Annotated in this window: 19 protein-coding genes and 1 other RNA gene; 10 read left to right on the forward strand and 10 right to left on the reverse strand. The window is 53.8% G+C overall.

The annotated features are described in order from the left end of the window. Nucleotides 1-8: 8 nt before the first annotated feature. Nucleotides 9-206, reverse strand: coding sequence for a transposase (locus ABLU80_RS18435; RefSeq protein WP_015369570.1), 198 nt, complete (start codon nucleotides 204-206; stop codon nucleotides 9-11). Between the two features lie 324 nt (nucleotides 207-530). Here ABLU80_RS18435 and ABLU80_RS18440 point away from each other — a divergent pair, with 324 nt between their 5' ends. The 3 genes from ABLU80_RS18440 (at nucleotide 531) to ABLU80_RS18450 (ending at nucleotide 2478) form a co-directional block, all read left to right on the forward strand. Continuing rightward, nucleotides 531-923: a DoxX family protein gene (locus ABLU80_RS18440; RefSeq protein ID WP_015703571.1), complete on the forward strand. Its 393-nt coding sequence runs from the start codon at nucleotides 531-533 to the stop codon at nucleotides 921-923. Between the two features lie 74 nt (nucleotides 924-997). Then, nucleotides 998-1984, forward strand: a complete 987-nt coding sequence (locus ABLU80_RS18445; protein WP_015369568.1) for a glutathione S-transferase family protein — start codon at nucleotides 998-1000, stop codon at nucleotides 1982-1984. Nucleotides 1985-2109: 125 nt separating this feature from the next. Continuing rightward, the gene (locus ABLU80_RS18450; protein WP_015369567.1) at nucleotides 2110-2478 is read left to right on the forward strand and encodes a DUF805 domain-containing protein; all 369 of its coding nucleotides are present in this window, start codon (nucleotides 2110-2112) and stop codon (nucleotides 2476-2478) included. 38 nt (nucleotides 2479-2516) lie between these two features. Here ABLU80_RS18450 and ABLU80_RS18455 read toward each other — a convergent pair whose 3' ends face one another. Next, complete coding sequence (locus ABLU80_RS18455) at nucleotides 2517-3413, reverse strand: LysR family transcriptional regulator (protein WP_015369566.1); 897 nt, start codon at nucleotides 3411-3413, stop codon at nucleotides 2517-2519. A 104-nt stretch (nucleotides 3414-3517) separates the two neighbouring features. On the opposite strand from ABLU80_RS18455, the gene ABLU80_RS18460 reads away from it, so the two are divergent. Further along, a complete protein-coding gene (locus tag ABLU80_RS18460; protein ID WP_032715877.1) occupies nucleotides 3518-4219 on the forward strand; it encodes a pirin family protein in 702 nt (233 codons plus the stop codon). 23 nt (nucleotides 4220-4242) lie between these two features. Continuing rightward, on the forward strand, nucleotides 4243-4404 hold the full coding sequence (locus ABLU80_RS18465) for a hypothetical protein (protein ID WP_020077866.1): 162 nt from the start codon (nucleotides 4243-4245) through the stop codon (nucleotides 4402-4404). A 33-nt stretch (nucleotides 4405-4437) separates the two neighbouring features. On the opposite strand, the gene ABLU80_RS18470 is transcribed toward ABLU80_RS18465, so the two are convergent. The 6 genes from ABLU80_RS18470 to garL form a co-directional block, all read right to left on the reverse strand. After that, nucleotides 4438-4848, reverse strand: a complete 411-nt coding sequence (locus ABLU80_RS18470; protein ID WP_063446821.1) for a hypothetical protein — start codon at nucleotides 4846-4848, stop codon at nucleotides 4438-4440. A 149-nt stretch (nucleotides 4849-4997) separates the two neighbouring features. Beyond that, nucleotides 4998-5858, reverse strand: coding sequence for a mechanosensitive ion channel domain-containing protein (locus ABLU80_RS18475; protein WP_047080072.1), 861 nt, complete (start codon nucleotides 5856-5858; stop codon nucleotides 4998-5000). Between the two features lie 394 nt (nucleotides 5859-6252). Next, an RNA gene (gene rnpB / locus ABLU80_RS18480) (RNase P RNA component class A) lies at nucleotides 6253-6633 on the reverse strand. A 32-nt stretch (nucleotides 6634-6665) separates the two neighbouring features. Beyond that, nucleotides 6666-7811, reverse strand: coding sequence for a glycerate 2-kinase (gene garK, locus ABLU80_RS18485; protein WP_047080073.1), 1146 nt, complete (start codon nucleotides 7809-7811; stop codon nucleotides 6666-6668). Between the two features lie 65 nt (nucleotides 7812-7876). Then, nucleotides 7877-8767: a 2-hydroxy-3-oxopropionate reductase gene (gene garR, locus ABLU80_RS18490; RefSeq protein WP_015369560.1), complete on the reverse strand. Its 891-nt coding sequence runs from the start codon at nucleotides 8765-8767 to the stop codon at nucleotides 7877-7879. Nucleotides 8768-8793: 26 nt separating this feature from the next. Further along, nucleotides 8794-9564 (reverse strand): 2-dehydro-3-deoxyglucarate aldolase, encoded by a 771-nt coding sequence (gene garL, locus ABLU80_RS18495; RefSeq protein ID WP_348850305.1) that lies wholly within the window; start codon nucleotides 9562-9564, stop codon nucleotides 8794-8796. Between the two features lie 484 nt (nucleotides 9565-10048). On the opposite strand from garL, the gene garD reads away from it, so the two are divergent. After that, entirely contained in the window at nucleotides 10049-11620 is a 1572-nt protein-coding gene (garD, locus tag ABLU80_RS18500) for a galactarate dehydratase (RefSeq protein WP_045359728.1), read from the forward strand. A 53-nt stretch (nucleotides 11621-11673) separates the two neighbouring features. Here the strand turns inward: garD and ABLU80_RS18505 are convergent, their stop codons facing one another. Further along, nucleotides 11674-12624 carry a sugar kinase gene (locus ABLU80_RS18505; RefSeq protein WP_047740282.1) on the reverse strand — a complete coding sequence of 317 codons (951 nt, stop codon included), beginning with the start codon at nucleotides 12622-12624 and terminating at the stop codon, nucleotides 11674-11676. After that, nucleotides 12624-13427 carry a DeoR/GlpR family DNA-binding transcription regulator gene (locus ABLU80_RS18510; protein ID WP_162184318.1) on the reverse strand — a complete coding sequence of 268 codons (804 nt, stop codon included), beginning with the start codon at nucleotides 13425-13427 and terminating at the stop codon, nucleotides 12624-12626. The genes ABLU80_RS18505 and ABLU80_RS18510 overlap by 1 nt, the downstream gene beginning before the upstream one ends. Before the next feature lie 350 nt (nucleotides 13428-13777). Between ABLU80_RS18510 and ABLU80_RS18515 the strand changes: the two genes are divergently transcribed. From ABLU80_RS18515 to ABLU80_RS18530, 4 genes are read left to right on the forward strand one after another with little or no spacing between them, the layout of a single operon-like run. Beyond that, on the forward strand, nucleotides 13778-14632 hold the full coding sequence (locus ABLU80_RS18515) for a tagatose bisphosphate family class II aldolase (RefSeq protein WP_045414247.1): 855 nt from the start codon (nucleotides 13778-13780) through the stop codon (nucleotides 14630-14632). Nucleotides 14633-14656: 24 nt separating this feature from the next. Continuing rightward, nucleotides 14657-15571, forward strand: coding sequence for a 1-phosphofructokinase (gene pfkB / locus ABLU80_RS18520; protein ID WP_047076511.1), 915 nt, complete (start codon nucleotides 14657-14659; stop codon nucleotides 15569-15571). A 10-nt stretch (nucleotides 15572-15581) separates the two neighbouring features. Then, nucleotides 15582-16994: a PTS fructose transporter subunit IIBC gene (locus ABLU80_RS18525; protein WP_020077856.1), complete on the forward strand. Its 1413-nt coding sequence runs from the start codon at nucleotides 15582-15584 to the stop codon at nucleotides 16992-16994. A gap of 10 nt (nucleotides 16995-17004) precedes the next feature. Continuing rightward, nucleotides 17005-17820, forward strand: coding sequence for an HPr family phosphocarrier protein (locus ABLU80_RS18530; RefSeq protein WP_063446828.1), 816 nt, complete (start codon nucleotides 17005-17007; stop codon nucleotides 17818-17820). Nucleotides 17821-17826 lie beyond the last annotated feature (6 nt).

Genomic DNA, 17826 nt, shown 5'->3' on the forward strand with positions numbered 1-17826 from the left:
TTGCTCGCTCAGTGCGCCAGCGCGCTGAGCTCTTGTTCGCTTAAACCGGTGGTTTTACTGACCAGCGCGCTATCAACGCCGTTACGAAGCATCGCAAGAGCTATTTTACGCGTCGCCTGACGTTCGCCTTCTTCTCTACCTTCTTCACGACCCTGTTTTCTTCCCTTTGTGCGCCCACGCTCTTCAAACCATTCTGCTAATGTCATCAGTTGCTCCTTATGTTCAGGCATTCCCTGCGCCAGTTGACGAAAAAATCTGCCAGGGCAAGTCAAATGGCCGGAACGGGCAAGGATAAGATGCCTCTGGTGATAAAACAATCAATAGCCACGCACGCTGCGAGGCGCCTCGGAAAATATTTTCACCGATCGCACCAATTGCTCAGAAACTTTGAAAAAGAACTACAGTTTTCCTTGCTAACAATCCCCTCTCAAGCTCGCTAATATCCTCTCCATCGACAGCAAGCCCGCGTAACCACGCAGGATTGCTCTAAAAAACGAAATCGCCGCCCTTTGGGTTTTCTGGAGTAAGAAATGAAAAAATTAGAAGATGTTGGTGTACTGGTAGCGCGTATTCTGATGCCGATTCTGTTCATTACCGCTGGTTGGGGAAAAATCACCGGGTATGCAGGTACGCAGCAGTATATGGAAGCGATGGGTGTTCCGGGAGCGCTGCTGCCGCTGACTATTCTGCTTGAGTTTGGCGGCGGTCTGGCAATTCTGTTCGGTTTCCTGACTCGCACTACCGCGCTGTTCACCGCAGGCTTTACCCTGCTGACCGCGTTCCTGTTCCACAGCAACTTTGCTGAAGGCGTGAACTCGCTGATGTTCATGAAAAACCTGACCATCGCTGGTGGTTATCTGCTGCTGGCCGTGACGGGTCCGGGCGCATTCAGCATCGACCGCGTGCTGAATAAAAAGTGGTAAGCACACTATACTGAGTAAAAATCTAAAAAAGCGAGGGGCTATCTCCTCGCTTTTGCTATCTGAAGGAGGAAGTAATGGGACAATTAGTCGACGGCGTCTGGCAAGATACCTGGTATGACACCAAATCCACCGGAGGACGGTTCAAGCGTTCCGTTTCAGCCTTCCGCAACTGGCTCACCGCCGATGGCGCGCCAGGCCCTGCGGGCGAAGGTGGCTTCGCCGCAGAGAAAGACCGCTATCATCTGTACGTTTCACTGGCCTGTCCGTGGGCCCATCGCACCCTGATTCTGCGCAAGTTAAAAGGATTAGAACCCTTTATATCCGTCTCAGTTGTTCATCCGCTGATGCTGGAAAACGGCTGGACCTTCGCCGACGATTTCCCGGATGCGACCGGCGACCAGCTCTATCATCATCAGTTCCTCTATCAGCTTTATCTGCAAGCCGATCCGCATTACACCGGCCGGGTGACCGTTCCGGTGCTGTGGGATAAAAAACAACAGACCATCGTCAGCAATGAGTCGGCTGAAATCATCCGCATGTTCAATACCGCGTTTGATGGCCTGGGGGCGCGTGCGGGCGACTATTATCCGCCGGCGTTGCGAGAAAAGATCGACGATCTCAATAGCTGGATCTACGACAACGTTAACAACGGGGTGTATAAAGCCGGTTTCGCCACTAGCCAGCAGGCCTATGACGAAGCCGTAGACGCGCTGTTTACCTCGCTCGAACGCCTTGAGCAGATCCTCGGTCAGCACCGCTACCTGACCGGGAACCAGTTAACGGAAGCGGATATCCGCCTGTGGACAACGCTGGTCCGTTTCGACCCGGTCTATGTTACCCACTTTAAATGCGATAAGCGCCGTATAAGCGACTATCTCAACCTGTACGGTTTCCTGCGCGATATCTACCAGATGCCGGGGATTGCGGAAACGGTGAATTTCCCGCATATCCGCAATCACTATTATCGCAGCCACAAAACCATCAACCCGACGGGGATCATCTCCGTGGGCCCGCAGCAGGATCTCAACGAACCACACGGGCGGGATCGTTTTTCCCGCTGATCGATAAGGCGCCGAAAGGCGCCTTTTATTCAGATAACGGATATTTACCAGTTTGATATTCACGCCTATGATTATTTTGATCGCTTTGAAAACAAGTGATTAATGGTTAACTAAGGCGTGAGAAAATGGACTGGTATCTAAAAGTATTACGAAACTATATTGGCTTTGGCGGCCGTGCCCGGCGCAAAGAGTACTGGATGTTTATTCTGGTCAACATCATTCTCACCGCAGTGCTAAGCATCATTGATAAGATGCTCGGCTGGCAACGTGCTGGGGGTGAAGGCATCCTGACGACCATTTACGGCGTGCTGGTTTTTTTACCCTGGTGGGCGGTGCAGTTTCGTCGCCTGCATGACACCGACCGCTCGGCGTGGTGGCTACTGCTGCTGCTGATCCCGGTCATCGGCTGGCTGGTGATTTTGATTTTCAATTGTCAGAACGGCACGCCCGGCAACAATCGCTTTGGGCCAAATCCAAAACCCTACTCCTACTGATTTACGCGCTCCTCGCGGCGGAGGAGCGCATCTTCCCGTTATCTGCCGGTAAACAGTTTCGGGATCTCCCGCAGACACCAGGATTTGGCTTCGCCCATGCTGTCGCGTCGCCAGGCCATAATGATATCGATTTCGTTGGTATATTCAGGGCTTACGACCCGCAAGCGCCCTTCGGCAATATCCTTCTCAACCAACGGATACGGCATGGTTGCCACGCCAAGCCCCGCCAGCAGCGCCTGGCGTTTATCTTCAATAGTGCTGACGGTTAAACGCGGCTGCTTATCCAGCAGCTGCACCGTCAGAACCGGACGCTCGCGCGCGGTATCCGCCACCGCGACGCCGCGATATTTCACCCGCGTCACCTCAGAAAGCGGTTCTGGCTCCTGATGAATCGGGTGATCCGGCGCGGCAACATAAACACTTAAAACCGAATAGAGCTTACGCGAGTTAATTTCTGACGATGAACGAAAATGCATATCTGGCGCGACGACAATATCAGCACGCCCCTGCTCCAGCCGTTCCCAGGCACCGGCCAGCACTTCGGTAATAATCGACAGCTGGGTATTGGATTTAGTCGCCAGTTTCTCAATCAGCGGAAACAGATCGGTGGTAGGAACCAAGGCTTCGGTCACGATGGTCAGGTGAGTTTCCCAGCCGCGCGACAGCGCTTCGGCATCGGTAGTCAGCTTGTCCGCCGCTTCCAGCAGCACGCGGCCGCGTTCCAGCAGCATGCGGCCAACGTTCGTAAATTTTGTGCGATGGCCGGAACGGTCAAACAGCACCACATCCAGTTCTTCTTCCAGTTTTTGCATGGTGTAGCTTAGGGCTGAAGGCACGCGCCCCAGCTCGTCAGCCGCAGCGGCAAAGCTCCCGCGTCGGTCTATTGCATCCATTACGCGTAACGCTTCCAGCGTTAATGCTCTCTCTTTCGCCATTTCGCTCTCATTCAGGAATTTTGAACATACCGGGCAGAATATCTGGCTAACAATACAGCGTCCATACCTTTACCATTGATTTAGTGTAAAGAGAGGTCAAGAAAATGATTACAACCCGAACAGCCAAACAATGCGGTCAAGCAGACTTCGGCTGGCTGCAGGCCCGCTACACCTTTTCCTTTGGCCACTACTTCGACCCTAAATTGCTGGGTTACGCCTCATTGCGCGTACTCAATCAAGAAGTGCTGGCGCCGGGCGCGTCATTTCAGCCACGTACCTACCCAAAGGTCGATATCCTGAATCTGATTCTGGAAGGTGAAGCGGAATACCGCGATAGCGACGGCAACCATGTACAGGCAAAAGCTGGCGAAGCCCTGCTGCTCTCCACCCAACCGGGAGTCAGCTACAGCGAGCATAATCTCAGTAAAGAGCAGTCGTTGACGCGCATGCAGCTGTGGCTCGACGCCTGTCCGGAGCGCGAAAACCCGCTGGTACAGAAAATGACGGTTGGCGATTCGCCGATTCAGCTATTAGCCTCACCGGACGGCAGCGGCGACAGTTTACAGCTGCGTCAGCAGGTGTGGATCCATCATCTGCAGCTGGCGAAGGGCGAAGAGATCAACGTTCAACTGCACGGCCCGCGCGCCTATCTGCAGTCGATTCACGGGACGGTACATGCCGTGGCAAAAAAGGAAGAGAAACAGGCATTAACCTGCGGCGATGGCGCGTTTATTCGTGACGAAGCTAACATTACCCTCGTCGCCGATACGCCGCTGCGCGCTTTGCTGATAGATTTACCGGTGTAACAAGGAAGCCCGGGAGTTTGTGAGTGAGCAAGAAAAAGAGCAAAAAGGCGAAACCGATAGACCAGCCAGTCGCTGTGGAAACCATGAGCCCAATCGGCTTTGGCTATGAAGAGATGCTGAGTGAGCTGGAAGCCATCGTGGAAGATGCGCAAACGCGGCTGCAGGATGAAGATAACGCCGCCTGAAAGAAATCGGCCCCATAGCGGGGCCGATTTTCATTACTCGCTCAATGCCTGAGAGAGATCTTTTTTCACCTGAGTACGCTGTTCCGGCGTCAGTACCTGATTTACGCCGAAATAGTACTTCACGCGATAATAGCGTACCTGCTGCTCAACTTTGCTGAAGGCCGCCAGTTGATCTTTCACCGCTTTCTCATTCCACTTACCGGAATCGATCACGTCAAATAACACGCCATCTTTAATATCTTTCTGTGAAATCTGCTGGACGTTTTTTTCCATTTCCTGATGCAGGCTCTTAATTTTTGCGACCTGATCCTGGCTCAATTTTAAATGCTGAACGATGGGATCCTGAGCCGGCGCCGGCGCGGCGGCAACGTCAGCGGCCTGTGCCGCCATGGAGAACCCTGCGGCTACAGCCGTCATTAATACCATCCGAGAAAGTTTGTTCATCTTGTTATCCTGAATAAGTACGTAGTGATAAGACGACCTATTATTCCCTGAACAATAATGACGATGTGTAAAAAATCATGTTCACCAGTGTAAATATTCAGATAATATATTCACCAAATGAATTGTATAAAATATAAAATTCTTCTTACTTATTGAACCCGTGCTAAATTCGGTGATGTTAAATTAATATCCATGCGTGGCGCGGCCAGCAAGATATTATTTTCATCAAGCGTATTTTTGATATTCTCCAGAAAATCGAAATAGGTATCCCAATACTCAGCATTTTTCACCCATACGCGAATGGTAAAGTTAAGCGAACCGGGCGCCAGCTCAATCAGGCGAACGGTGGTACCGCGAGAATGATCGATGCGCTTTTCATTATCGATGAGCGTCTGGATAACCTGTTTAACGTGCGATATTTGGCTATGACACGCTACGCCGAGCGTAAGATCGATGCGGCGATAGGGATGGCGGGAGTAGTTAACGATGCTATCGGCAATAATTTTACCGTTCGGGATAATGACTTCTTTATTATCTACAGTAAGCAGCGTCGTAGAAAAAACATGTACCGATTGCACCATCCCTGATACCGAACCAACCTGCACGAAATTACCCGCCCTGAATGGACGCAGAGTCACCAGCAGTACGCCAGCGGCAAAATTTGACAGCGAGCCCTGCAGCGCCAGGCCAATGGCCAGTCCCGCCGCGCCAAGGACGGCGATAATGGATGAGGTTTCAATCCCTATCCTGCCCAGCGCGGCGATAATCGCAAAAGCCATGGTGATATAGCGCACCAGCGCGGCGAAGAAGTGGACGATTGTCGCATCTACGTTGCGTCGCAGCAGAATTTTCTCGAAGGTTTTGGCGAGGACTTTTGCAAGCATTCTCCCGATAAAAAGAATAATCAGCGCCGCCACGATATTCCAGGCAAACTGCATAATCGTCTCGCCATGACCAACCAGCCATGCTATTGCCGTTTTGAGTTGAGGAAATAACACTACATTTTTCACGTCCACCGCCCCTGTCTGGATAACACGTAAAACCTGCTATCCATTAAGCTGAATGATGACCGCTGCAAATGAGGGATTGAGATTAATGGATAGAAGATACATTTTCAAAGCGTGACAGTATCAACGAACGCGGCCTGCAATGCAGCCAGAAAGCTGTTTAAAAGTGGATATCCGGCAATACAGACTTGCAATGGGCTGAAATAGAAAAACAAAAAAAGAATGAGATTGAGTTCCAGATAGCAAAAACCCCGCCGGAGCGGGGTTTTTACATTAAAGAGGTGAAACTGACCGATAAGCCGCTTTCTTTCTGGTATAGCGTCGTGGACAGTCATTCATCTTTGTTCCAACCTCCAGATAGCAAAAACCCCGCCGAGGCGGGGTTTTTACATTGAAGAGGTGAAACTGACCGATAAGCCGGGTTCTGTCGTGGACAGTCATTCATCTAGGCCAGCAATCGCTCACTGGCTCAAGCAGCCTACCCGGGTTCAGTACGGGCCGTACCTTATGAACCCCTATTTGGCCTTGCTCCGGGTGGAGTTTACCGTGCCGCGGACTGTTACCAGCCGCGCGGTGCGCTCTTACCGCACCCTTTCACCCTTACCTGATCCCGCTTGCGCGGGCCATCGGCGGTTTGCTCTCTGTTGCACTGGTCGTGGGCTGTGACACCCCCCAGGCGTTACCTGGCACCTTGCCCTATGGAGCCCGGACTTTCCTCCCCTCCGCCCGTCTCCCCCTAAGAGGACGACGACGAAGCGGCGACTGTCTGGTCAGCTTCGGCGCGAAGTATAGAGGGTTCGCGCGCCTTTGTCACCCCACACAACGCATTCCGATCGCCAGCGTCGCGGCAATATTTCGCGAAGCGCGATAAATATTGTCGAATGCGCCGCGGAATGCCTCTTCCAGCGAGCCGATGCTGGTCAGTACGCTGAACACCGCATCGATGCCATATTGATGTACCACGCCGACATCGCGGGTGAGGCTGCCGGCAATAGCAATCACCGGTTTATGGTATTTCTTCGCCACATTGGCTACGCCTACCGGTACTTTGCCGTTGATGCTCTGGCTATCGAGTCGCCCTTCGCCGGTTACCACCAGCGTGCAGTCGTGAATATGTTCTTCTAGGTTAAGCGCCGTCGTCACAATCTCAATCCCGCTGCGCAGTTCAGCCCCCAGAAAAGCCATTAGCGCGGCCCCCATTCCCCCCGCCGCTCCGGCGCCGGGAACATCTTTCACCTCCACGCGCAGCGATTTTTTGATAACCGAGGCGTAGTGGGCAAGATTATTATCAAGCTCGTCAATGAGCGCTTCGGTCGCCCCTTTTTGCGGGCCAAAAATGCGCGATGCCCCCTGTTCGCCAATCAACGGATTTGTCACGTCGCAAGCCACGCGAATAGCACAGTGTTTAAGACGTGGGTCCATGGACGAAACATCAATTGAATTCAGGCAGTTAAGGGAACCACCGCCATTACCGATGTCGCTGCCGTTGGCATCACAGAGCTTTGCGCCCAGCGCCTGCATCATTCCGGCGCCGCCGTCGTTGGTCGCGCTGCCGCCAATACCGATAATAATGCTGGTCGCGCCGTGCTCCAGCGCCTGTAAAATTAGCTCGCCGGTTCCGCGTGAAGTGGTGATCAGAGGATTACGTTTTTCAGGCGGTACCAGTGCCAGCCCGCTGGCCGCGGCCATCTCAATAAATGCGGTTGTGCCGTCCCCGGACATGCCCCAGCGGGCATTCACTTTTTCCCCCAGCGGCCCGGTGACCAGCGCCGTATGCGCCGTACCCTGCGTGGCGGCAATCATGGCTTCAACCGTTCCCTCGCCGCCATCGGCAAGCGGAACAGAAACATATTGCGCATCGGGGAAAATTTCCCGAAATCCTTTTTCTATCGCCTGAGCTACCTCGCTGGCAGAAAGGCTTTCTTTATAAGAGTCTGGGGCAATTACGATTTTCATAGTTATGTCGCCTGACTGTACCGCGCAAGGCAAGAATGACAGGGCGCGGGAACACGCCCTTCTTGTTAGCGAGTCACTTCCACTTTCGCCAGTTTTTCGTAGTAACACGCCAGAGCGCTATGGTCAGCGGTGCCCAGGCCATCCGCGCGCAGCGCCTGCATCATCTCCATCACCGCCGCCGTCAGCGGTAGCTGGGCGCCGACGCCGTGAGACGTATCCAGCGCATTGGCCAGATCTTTAATATGCAGATCGATACGGAAGCCCGGCTTGAAGTTGCGATCCATCACCATCGGCGCTTTAGCATCGAGCACGGTGCTACCTGCCAGGCCGCCACGAATCGCCTGATAAACCAGCTCGGGGTTAACGCCGGCTTTGGTGGCCAGGGTTAACGCCTCCGACATTGCCGCGATGTTCAGCGCCACAATCACCTGGTTGGCCAACTTGGTGACGTTGCCTGCGCCAATCTCGCCGGTATGCACCACGGATCCCGCCATCGCTTTCATCAGGTCGTAGTATTTATCGAAAATCGCCTTGTCGCCGCCAACCATCACCGACAGGGTGCCGTCGATCGCTTTGGGTTCGCCGCCGCTCACCGGCGCATCCAGCATATCGATGCCTTTGGCCTTCAGCGCTTCGCTGATTTCGCGACTTGCCAGTGGAGCAATAGAGCTCATATCAATCACGACGGTGCCCGGTTTCGCGCCTTCGATAATGCCGTTTTCACCCAACGCAACGTCTTTCACGTGCGGAGAGTTTGGCAGCATGGTGATAATTACATCGCACTGCTCAGCAATGGCCTTCGCCGTGCTCGCAGTCTCTGCGCCCGCGGCAATCACGTCAGCAATGGCTTCAGGGTTACGGTCGGATACCACCAGCGAATAACCCGCCTTCAGCAAATTTTTGCTCATCGGCTTGCCCATGATGCCAAGACCAATAAAACCCACTTTGATTGTCATAATGTTCTCTCTCTTCATCCTGGTGATTATTTTTTAAAAGAATCAGCAAGTTTCTGGGTTGCTGAACGGAAGACGCCTAAATCGCTACCGACGGCGACGAAGGTGGCGCCCCACTCCAGATAGCGGCGCGCATCGGCTTCCACCGGTGCAAGAATGCCGCTCGGCTTACCATGTTTCTTCGCGCTGGCGAAGATATGCTGGATGGCGCGCTGGACGTCAGGATGTGCGGCATTGCCCAGATGGCCTAAAGCCGCGGCCAGGTCGCTCGGCCCCACGAACAGGCCATCGACGCCCTCGGTCGCGGCGATCGCTTCGACGTTGTCCACCCCGGTCTGGCTCTCAATTTGCACCAGAATGGCGATGTTGTTATTAGACTGAGCGAAGTAGTCCGGCACGGTGCCGAACATATTGCCGCGATGAGAAACGGAGACTCCGCGGATGCCTTCCGGCGGATAGCGGGTCGATGCTACCGCCTGCGCCGCCTGTTCAGCGGTTTCGACAAACGGTACGAGGAAGTTGTAGAAACCGATGTCCAGCATGCGCTTGATGATAATCGGTTCGTTGGTCGGCACGCGGACCACCGGCGCGCTGTGGCTGCCCTTCAACGCCATCAGTTGCGGGATAAGTGTGGTCACATCATTCGGCGCATGCTCCGCGTCAAGCACCAGCCAGTCGAAACCAGCAAGCCCTAATACCTCGGTGCTAATCGGATTCGCCAGAGCGCACCAGCAGCCGATTTGTACCTGGTAGGCCGCCAGCGCGGCCTTAAATTTGTTCGGGAAAATTGCGTTATCCATGATTTTACCTTGGGTTAATCGTTGCTTACTTCTGCTGTTCTATACGTTTAATCTCGCCAACCACAAATATAATTTGCAGAATTAAATAGCGAACCGATGCCTATTTTCTTTTACCCTTGAACATTTAGATATTTTTCTGAAAAAGAATACTTTTATTATTTTTTTAAGCGGGCTATTTATTCTCATATCGAACACCGCAAAACATGACTCAGTATAATCATCCCACCGTGACCAGGCACTATGCATAATCACAATATAAGCGCTTTAATAATCATTTTAGTTATGCAAATGCCATAGGTTATGGGCGCTAATCCACAGTTCTTAGGATTGCCGTTCAATGCTGGCAACCGTCACCGCAAGCAGTGACCAAGATCACATTTTGCTGCTATAACTCCTGACATTCTGTATTTCATCATTCTGATAGGCACAAGCTGAATTAACGTTTTATTTTTATTATTAGCACCGTTCTGGAGAACACTGGACAATGGCTGAGATTGAGATTCGACAACAGTCGCCGACGGCGTTTTATATAAAAGTGCACCCTACCGATAATGTAGCGATTATTGTTAACGATCGCGGTTTATCCGCCGGAACGCGTTTTCCGGATGGCCTGACCCTCGTTGAACATATCCCGCAAGGTCATAAAGTCGCCCTTGTCGATATTCCTGCCCATGGTGAAATCATCCGCTACGGCGAAGTGATTGGCTTCGCCGTTCGCGATATACCAAAGGGAAGCTGGATTGATGAGTCGTTGGTTGAGCTGCCGACCGCGCCGCCGCTCAACACCTTACCGCTGGCGACCAAAGTCCCGGAACCGCTGCCGCCGCTGGAAGGATACACTTTTGAAGGCTATCGCAATGCCGATGGCAGCGTGGGAACTAAGAATTTGCTGGGGATCAGCACCAGCGTGCACTGCGTCGCCGGCGTGGTGGATTATGTGGTCAAGATCATCGAACGCGATCTGCTCCCAAAATACCCCAACGTCGACGGCGTGGTCGGTCTAAACCATCTGTACGGCTGCGGCGTGGCGATTAACGCCCCGGCGGCGATCGTGCCGATTCGCACCATCCACAATATCGCGCTGAACCCCAATTTTGGCGGTGAGGTGATGGTGATTGGTCTGGGCTGTGAAAAGCTGCAGCCGGAACGTCTGCTGCAGGGAACCGAAGACGTGCAGCCGATCGCCGTCGATAGCGCAAGCGTAGTGCGTTTGCAGGACGAACAGCATGTCGGCTTTAAATCGATGGTCGATGATATTCTGCAGGTTGCCGAGCGCCACCTTACGAAGCTGAACGCCCGTCAGCGAGAGACCTGCCCGGCTTCCGAATTAGTGGTCGGTATGCAGTGCGGCGGCAGCGACGCCTTCTCCGGCGTGACCGCCAACCCGGCGGTGGGCTATGCCTCAGATCTGCTGGTACGCTGCGGCGCGACGGTGATGTTCTCGGAAGTGACCGAAGTGCGCGATGCTATCCATCTGTTAACCCCGCGCGCCATCAACGAAGAAGTTGGCAAGCGCCTGCTGGAAGAGATGGCCTGGTACGATAACTATCTGGAGCTGGGGAAAACCGACCGCAGCGCCAACCCGTCACCGGGCAATAAGAAAGGCGGTCTGGCCAACGTAGTGGAAAAAGCGCTGGGTTCAATTGCCAAATCAGGTAAAAGCGCCATCGTCGAAGTCCTTTCGCCGGGTCAGCGCCCGACGAAACGCGGGCTTATCTATGCGGCGACACCGGCCAGCGATTTTGTCTGCGGTACTCAACAGGTGGCTTCCGGCATTACCGTTCAGGTGTTCACCACCGGGCGCGGCACCCCTTACGGGCTGATGGCGGTACCGGTGATTAAAATGGCGACCCGTACCGAGCTTGCCAACCGCTGGTACGACTTAATGGATATCAATGCCGGTACTATCGCGACCGGCGAAGAGACGATTGAGGAGGTTGGGCAGAAACTGTTCGAGTTCATTCTCGACGTCGCCAGCGGACGTAAGAAAACCTTCTCCGATCAATGGGGTCTGCATAACCAGCTGGCGGTGTTTAACCCGGCGCCGGTGACGTGATAAATCCCCCTGGCCAACCATAATAATCAGCCCGGAATTATCCGGGCTGATTATTATTGGTGTTGCGCTGCCAAAAAGGTTTTGATTTGCGCCTGCGTTGAAGTGCCTTCCATAGGTCCGCGTTGGCTAATCGCCAGGGAACCACTGGCGTTGGCCCACTTCAGCGCTTCCTGCGGCGTGGCGCCGCTGAGGAACAGGCTGACGAAAGTCGCGCCGAAGCAGTCGCCTGCGCCGGTCGGATCGACCACCGGCACGTTAAAACCGGCGGCATGATGCGTTTCAGTGGCGCTAAAGTAGCTCGCGCCGCGCGGGCCGCGTTTAATCACCACGTGTTTAACACCGCGTTTCAGCAGCTTATCAACCAGTACCTGCTCATTCCGCCCCGGATTCAGACCGAAGTAGTCCAGTTCGCCGTCGCTCGGCAGGAAGATATCGGTGTAATCGAGGATGTATTCAAACGCCTGCGACATCTCGGGAATATTGAGCATCTCTTTGCGAATATTAGGATCGAACGACACCGTGCCGTTGCGCGCTTTAATGTTTTCAATCGCTTTACGCATCGCATCAATAATGCGAAACGAGAATAACGACGATCCCATAATGTGGAAATGCTGGCACTGGTTAAGCAGCGCCTCGTCGATATGGTCCGCGGTCAGTAGTCCGCAGGCGCTGTTAGGCATATTAAAAATAAAGTCGCGCTGCGCCTGGCTGCGATAGCTGACGAACGCGCTGCCGGTGGTCGCTTTCTGCAGCATGGCGATGCCGTTAACGTTAACGCCGTCTTTCTCCAACCGCGCAATATTCATTTCACCAAATGTGTCGCTGCCGACGCAGCTAAACAGCACGGAACCAAAACCCAGCTTCGCCACCTGATCGGCGAAAATCGCTGGCGCGCCGCTGGGATAGGGGCCCCAAAATTCACCGGGGCGGGAAAATCCCTGGTTTTCTTCCTTGGCGAGAAATTCCACCAGCAGCTCGCCGATGGTGCAAATGGTTACGTTCATCACCGCTCCTGGTTTGTCTTCTGCAAAGCCGTGTTGAGCCATGTCAGGCATTCATTGTTGGTATAGCTATTGGTCAGACCCGCGGCTAGGAAACGGGCATGATATTCCGCGGCGACAACCTGCGGCGTCACCACGCTACTCATTTGCTGAAGTTCGCCGATGGCATAACGTTTTTCGCCATAAACCGGACGGGAAGCAACAACCGCAATAACCCGCTCACTCTGCGCCACGGCTTCGCCCAGCAGGCGAGCGCTAGTTTCGTTACGTACGCTCAGGGTGCCGTCCTCTGCGACGTGATCAACCGCAATCAGCGCGCGCGATGGTCGGTAATGACCTAACGCTTTCAGCGCCAGATCGCCTTCGACAATACGCCCGTTGCCGCTAAGTACGCCGCCGAGCAGCACCGTTTCTCCATTCAGAAACTCCTGCGCCAGCGCGACGTGGGCCAGATCGTTAAGCAGCAGGCAAAGTTCCTCACTGTTAGCCAGAAACGGGATCACTTTACGCAAAATGGAACCCTGGCCTAAAAATAGCGTTTCGCTATCTTCAATTTGCACCGCCACCTGACGCGCCATTTCCGTTTCCAGCGCTTTGTCCGTCACCTGTGGGGCGTCGCGAACCGTTGCGACCGGCGTGCCGGCCTGAGCCGTGTAAATCGCCCCACCGAATGAACGCTTCAGATATCCCTGCTGCTCGAGGTAGTTAAGATCGTTACGGATTGTCACTCCGGAAACGGCCAGCATTTCAGCCAGATCGTCGACTTTAATCTCGCCGTTCTTACGAACGATCTCCGCGATGTCCAAGCGCCTTTTCAGCAGGCTGGTTGACGGTTTTGCCACGGGTTATGCCTTTTTATTTTCTCCTGGAATAACTTTCATTTTTAAATTTCCCCATCGTAATGTCAAACCACGCCAGTGATCCCCGTGAATGAAAATCAATAAAACAAATAAAATTCAAATAGATAACAACATGCCAGCGTTTCATTGGAATTTAAAAACGAAACATAAAAAATAGTATTTACTTTCATTTTAAAAATCAATTCACCATTGTGTGCGATGGATCACATCTAAACGCGGAAACGATCGTTACATTACTTTCAAATTGAAGGTAAAACAAAACTCATAACTTACAAGTTGAAAATAGAGGATTTAGAATGTACATCATTTCCAGTAAAAACATGCTATTAAAGGCCCAGCGTCATGGTTACGCGGTCCCCGCTTTCAATATCCATAATCTTGAAACCATGCAGGTAGTGGTGGAAACAGCAGCAGAGCTGCGCTCGCCGCTGATCCTTGCCGGCACGCCGGGCACCTACAGCTATGCCGGCACCGGTAATGTGGTGGCGATCGCCCGCGATCTGGCGAAAATATGGGATCTCCCGCTCGCGCTGCACCTCGATCATCACGAGGATCTGGCCGACATCACGCACAAAGTACAGGCAGGCATTCGCTCGGTCATGATCGACGGCTCTCATTCGCCGTTCGAAGAAAACGTGGCGCTGGTGAAAAGCGTGGTGGCGTTAAGTCATCGTTACGATGCCAGCGTGGAAGCCGAACTGGGCCGACTGGGAGGCGTGGAAGACGATCTGGTGGTAGACGCCAAAGATGCGCTCTATACCAACCCGGAACAGGCCCGCGAATTCGTCGCCCGTACAGGAATTGATTCACTGGCCGTCGCCATCGGCACCGCTCACGGGCTCTATACCGCCGAACCGAAACTTGATTTTGACCGCCTGGCCGCCATCCGCGGCTGCGTTGACGTTCCGCTGGTGCTGCACGGCGCCTCCGGCCTGCCGGATAGCGATATTCGCCGCGCCATTTCTCTGGGCGTGTGCAAAGTCAACGTCGCCACCGAACTGAAAATCGCCTTCTCTGATGCGCTGAAAACCTACTTCCTGGAAAACCCGGGCGCCAACGATCCGCGTCACTATATGACGCCGGCGAAAGCGGCGATGAAAGAGGTTGTCCGCAAAGTGATTCACGTTTGCGGCTGCGAAGGGCAACTGTAATCCGCGGTTCGAAGGAGCAATGTCGTGATCCATACCCTGACACTGAATACCGCTATCGATATGAATATCTTTTGCGACCCGCTCCGGCCTGCGGCCGTCAACCGCACCCGGCAGACGGAATATTGCCCGAATGGTAAAGGGGTGAACGTTTCGCTGGTATTAGATCATTATCGGCAGCCCACCCACGTCATGGGCATATTTGGCGGCTTTACCGGCCGCTATATTGTTGAAGAGCTGCGCAGACAACATATTAAAGTGACACCGGCATGGGTCGCCGATCCTACCCGTATTAATGTTTTTATTAATGACGGACACGAAGAATATAAGTTAGTGAATCCCGGTTCGCGTATTAACGATGAAGGCAAAGAGCAAATTATTCATCATTTACAGTGCGTCGAGCCCGGCGATTATTTAGTTATCAGCGGCAGTCTGCCGCCGGGAATTGAAAGCCGATTCTATAGCGAAATAATGGAATTGTGCCAAAAAAAAGGCTGTGAAGTCATTTTAGATATCAGCCACCCGGCGCTGCGCCAGCTGCTGGAGCTACGTCCGCTATTGATTAAACCCAATGACGACGAACTCAAAGAGATCTTCGATCTCGACGTCGGCAGCCCGCAGCAGGTACATGACGCAATGCGCACGCTCCACCAGCTCGGGGCCCGAAACGTGCTGCTCACCCTGGGCGCGCAGGGGCTCTACTTTTCAAACGGCGAGCAGTTGTGGTTCTGCTCGGCGCCGAAAATCGAGCTGGTTAGCTCAGCCTGCGCCGGTGATGCCGCGCTGGGCGCCTTCCTGAGTAAATGGCTTAACGAAGATGATGTCGCCCACGCCCTGGCGCTGGCCAGCGCCACCGGCGCCGATGTTGCCGCCTCCGCCGGGCTTGGCAAATTAAACCGTACACAAGAATTATTACAACAACTTCAGATCGTCCAATTATAAAGGTCCGATTATGAAAAAGATTATTGCCGTTACCGGCTGCCCTACAGGTATTGCCCATACATTTATGGCTGAAGAAGCCTTAAAGACCGCAGCAAAAAAATTAAACGTTGAGATCAAAGTTGAAACCAACGGTGCTTCCGGGGTAGAAAATGTCATTACACCGGAAGATCTGAAAGATATTTATGGTGTTATTATCGCTGCCGATAAAGATGTTAATGCCGAACGTTTTAATGGTTTGCCGGTTATTGAAGTGCCGGTTAAAGAGGCCATTCATCATCCGGCAGAATTAATTAATAAAGTCGTCAGCGGTCAGGCGCAACGCCGTCAGGGGATCTCCGCCGCAGCGGATCCTGCGGAGAAATATGAGCAGGAATCATTCGGCCGGCAGATTTATAAACATCTGATGAGCGGTGTTTCCAATATGCTGCCCTTCGTGGTGGCCGGCGGGATCTTAATCGCCATTTCTTTCCTGTGGGGTATCTACTCCGCCGATCCAAATTCAGCGCAGTACAACGTGATTGCCGCCACCCTGATGAAAGTCGGCCAGCAGGCGTTCTCGATCATGGTACCGGTATTCACGGCCTACATTGCCTGGTCCATTTCCGGCCGTCCGGGGATGGTCGCCGGGTTTGTCGGCGGCCTGCTGGCAAACGCCACCGGCGCCGGGTTCCTCGGCGGGATCATCGCCGGTTTCGCTGCCGGTTACTTTATGCTGCTTATCCGCCGCCTGCTCGACGGCCTGCCGCGTCAGTACGAAGGACTAAAGTCGATCTTTATTATGCCGCTGATTGGCGTACTGGTGATTGGCGTGATGATGGTGCTACTTGGCCAACCGGTGGCGGCGATCAACAACGGCATGATGAACTGGCTTAGCTCTCTGCAAGAAGCCAATCCCATTCTGCTGGGGATTGTGGTCGGGGCAATGTGTTCATTCGACTTCGGCGGCCCGGTCAATAAAGCGGCCTACGTCACCGGTACGCTCTTGCTAGGACAGGGCAACTATTTCTTTATGGCCGGCGTCTCCGCTGCCTGCATTACCCCGCCGCTGGTGATTGCGCTGGCAACCACGTTCTTCCCGAAAGGCTTTAGCGAAGAAGAGCGCGCCGCCGGGATGGTGAACTATATCCTCGGCTGCACGCACATTACCGAAGGCGCAATTCCCTTTGCCGCCAAGGACCCGCTGCGGGTGATCCCGATGATGATGATCGCCTCTTCAATCTCGGCCGTTCTCAGCTACAGCCTGCATATTCAGGTTCCGGCTCCGCACGGCGGCTTCTTAATCCTACCGCTGGTCAGCAAACCACTGGCATGGGTATTGTGCATTCTCGCCGGTTCCGCCTGCGGCGCGCTCATGTTGGGATGCTGGCGATTGTGGCAGAAACGCACTCAGGAAGCGACGGCGCTTGCCGGCGCCATCAAATAAGGAGCGAACTATGCAGCTGACTTCCGCAGATATTCATTTCGACCATCAGGTCAAAACGAAAGATGAAGCGCTACAGCGCGTCGTCGGTTCCCTAACCACAGCCGGGCATACACAGATGGCCTATCTCGAGGGAATGCGCGAACGCGAGAGACAAATCAGTACCTATCTGGGCAACGGCATCGCCATTCCTCACGGCACGCCGCAAAGCCGCGATGTGGTGCTAAGAACCGGCGTGAAGGTGCTAGCCTGCCCGCAAGGGGTGGACTGGGGCGAAGGGCAAACCGCCTATTTGATTGTCGGTATCGCCGCTCAGGACAACGAACATCTCGATATCTTACGCCAGCTCACCCATGCGCTAGGCGACGATCGGGTGCCCGTCGCGCTGTCGCAGGCCAATACTCCGCAGGCGGTGCTGGAGATACTTGCTGGCGATATCGCGCCGGCGCAAGGCGAAGAACCGGAACCGCCGCCGCGCTTTGATGAAGAGGCGACCTTTACGCTGCGCAATCCGCACGGCCTGCATGCCCGACCCAGCGCTGTACTGGTGAAAGCCGTCAAGCAGTGGCAGTCGCAAATCCAGGTCGAAAACCTGGATACACGCTCGTCGATTGTCGATGCAAAAAATCTGATGCGCGTCGTATCGCTGGGCGCCAAACAGGGTCATCGCCTGCACTTTATGGCCAGCGGCAGCGATGCGCATCAGGCGCTGAAAGCGATTGGCGACGCCTTTAACGCCGGGCTCGGCGAGATCGCCGCCCAACCACAGCAGGTTTCTCAGGCGGTCGAAAAAAGCAAACGCAGCTGGCTATCCCGATTATTTAGTTAATTTTCA

It is taken from the genome of Klebsiella sp. CN_Kp104, from assembly GCF_040064515.1.
Taxonomy (GTDB): domain Bacteria; phylum Pseudomonadota; class Gammaproteobacteria; order Enterobacterales; family Enterobacteriaceae; genus Klebsiella; species Klebsiella aerogenes.

What these genes read in the sequence shown, in the direction of transcription:
- ABLU80_RS18445 (WP_015369568.1), top strand. Translation starts at nt 998, where the DNA reads ATGGGACAATTAGTCGACGGCGTCTGGCAAGATACCTGGTATGACACC.
- ABLU80_RS18440 (WP_015703571.1), top strand. Translation starts at nt 531, where the DNA reads ATGAAAAAATTAGAAGATGTTGGTGTACTGGTAGCGCGTATTCTGATG.
- garL (WP_348850305.1), bottom strand. Translation starts at nt 9,564, where the DNA reads ATGGATAACGCAATTTTCCCGAACAAATTTAAGGCCGCGCTGGCGGCC.
- ABLU80_RS18525 (WP_020077856.1), top strand. Translation starts at nt 15,582, where the DNA reads ATGAAAAAGATTATTGCCGTTACCGGCTGCCCTACAGGTATTGCCCAT.
- ABLU80_RS18470 (WP_063446821.1), bottom strand. Translation starts at nt 4,848, where the DNA reads ATGAACAAACTTTCTCGGATGGTATTAATGACGGCTGTAGCCGCAGGG.
- ABLU80_RS18515 (WP_045414247.1), top strand. Translation starts at nt 13,778, where the DNA reads ATGTACATCATTTCCAGTAAAAACATGCTATTAAAGGCCCAGCGTCAT.
- ABLU80_RS18460 (WP_032715877.1), top strand. Translation starts at nt 3,518, where the DNA reads ATGATTACAACCCGAACAGCCAAACAATGCGGTCAAGCAGACTTCGGC.
- ABLU80_RS18505 (WP_047740282.1), bottom strand. Translation starts at nt 12,624, where the DNA reads ATGAACGTAACCATTTGCACCATCGGCGAGCTGCTGGTGGAATTTCTC.
- garD (WP_045359728.1), top strand. Translation starts at nt 10,049, where the DNA reads ATGGCTGAGATTGAGATTCGACAACAGTCGCCGACGGCGTTTTATATA.
- ABLU80_RS18530 (WP_063446828.1), top strand. Translation starts at nt 17,005, where the DNA reads ATGCAGCTGACTTCCGCAGATATTCATTTCGACCATCAGGTCAAAACG.
- ABLU80_RS18435 (WP_015369570.1), bottom strand. Translation starts at nt 206, where the DNA reads ATGACATTAGCAGAATGGTTTGAAGAGCGTGGGCGCACAAAGGGAAGA.
- ABLU80_RS18450 (WP_015369567.1), top strand. Translation starts at nt 2,110, where the DNA reads ATGGACTGGTATCTAAAAGTATTACGAAACTATATTGGCTTTGGCGGC.
- garR (WP_015369560.1), bottom strand. Translation starts at nt 8,767, where the DNA reads ATGACAATCAAAGTGGGTTTTATTGGTCTTGGCATCATGGGCAAGCCG.
- garK (WP_047080073.1), bottom strand. Translation starts at nt 7,811, where the DNA reads ATGAAAATCGTAATTGCCCCAGACTCTTATAAAGAAAGCCTTTCTGCC.
- ABLU80_RS18455 (WP_015369566.1), bottom strand. Translation starts at nt 3,413, where the DNA reads ATGGCGAAAGAGAGAGCATTAACGCTGGAAGCGTTACGCGTAATGGAT.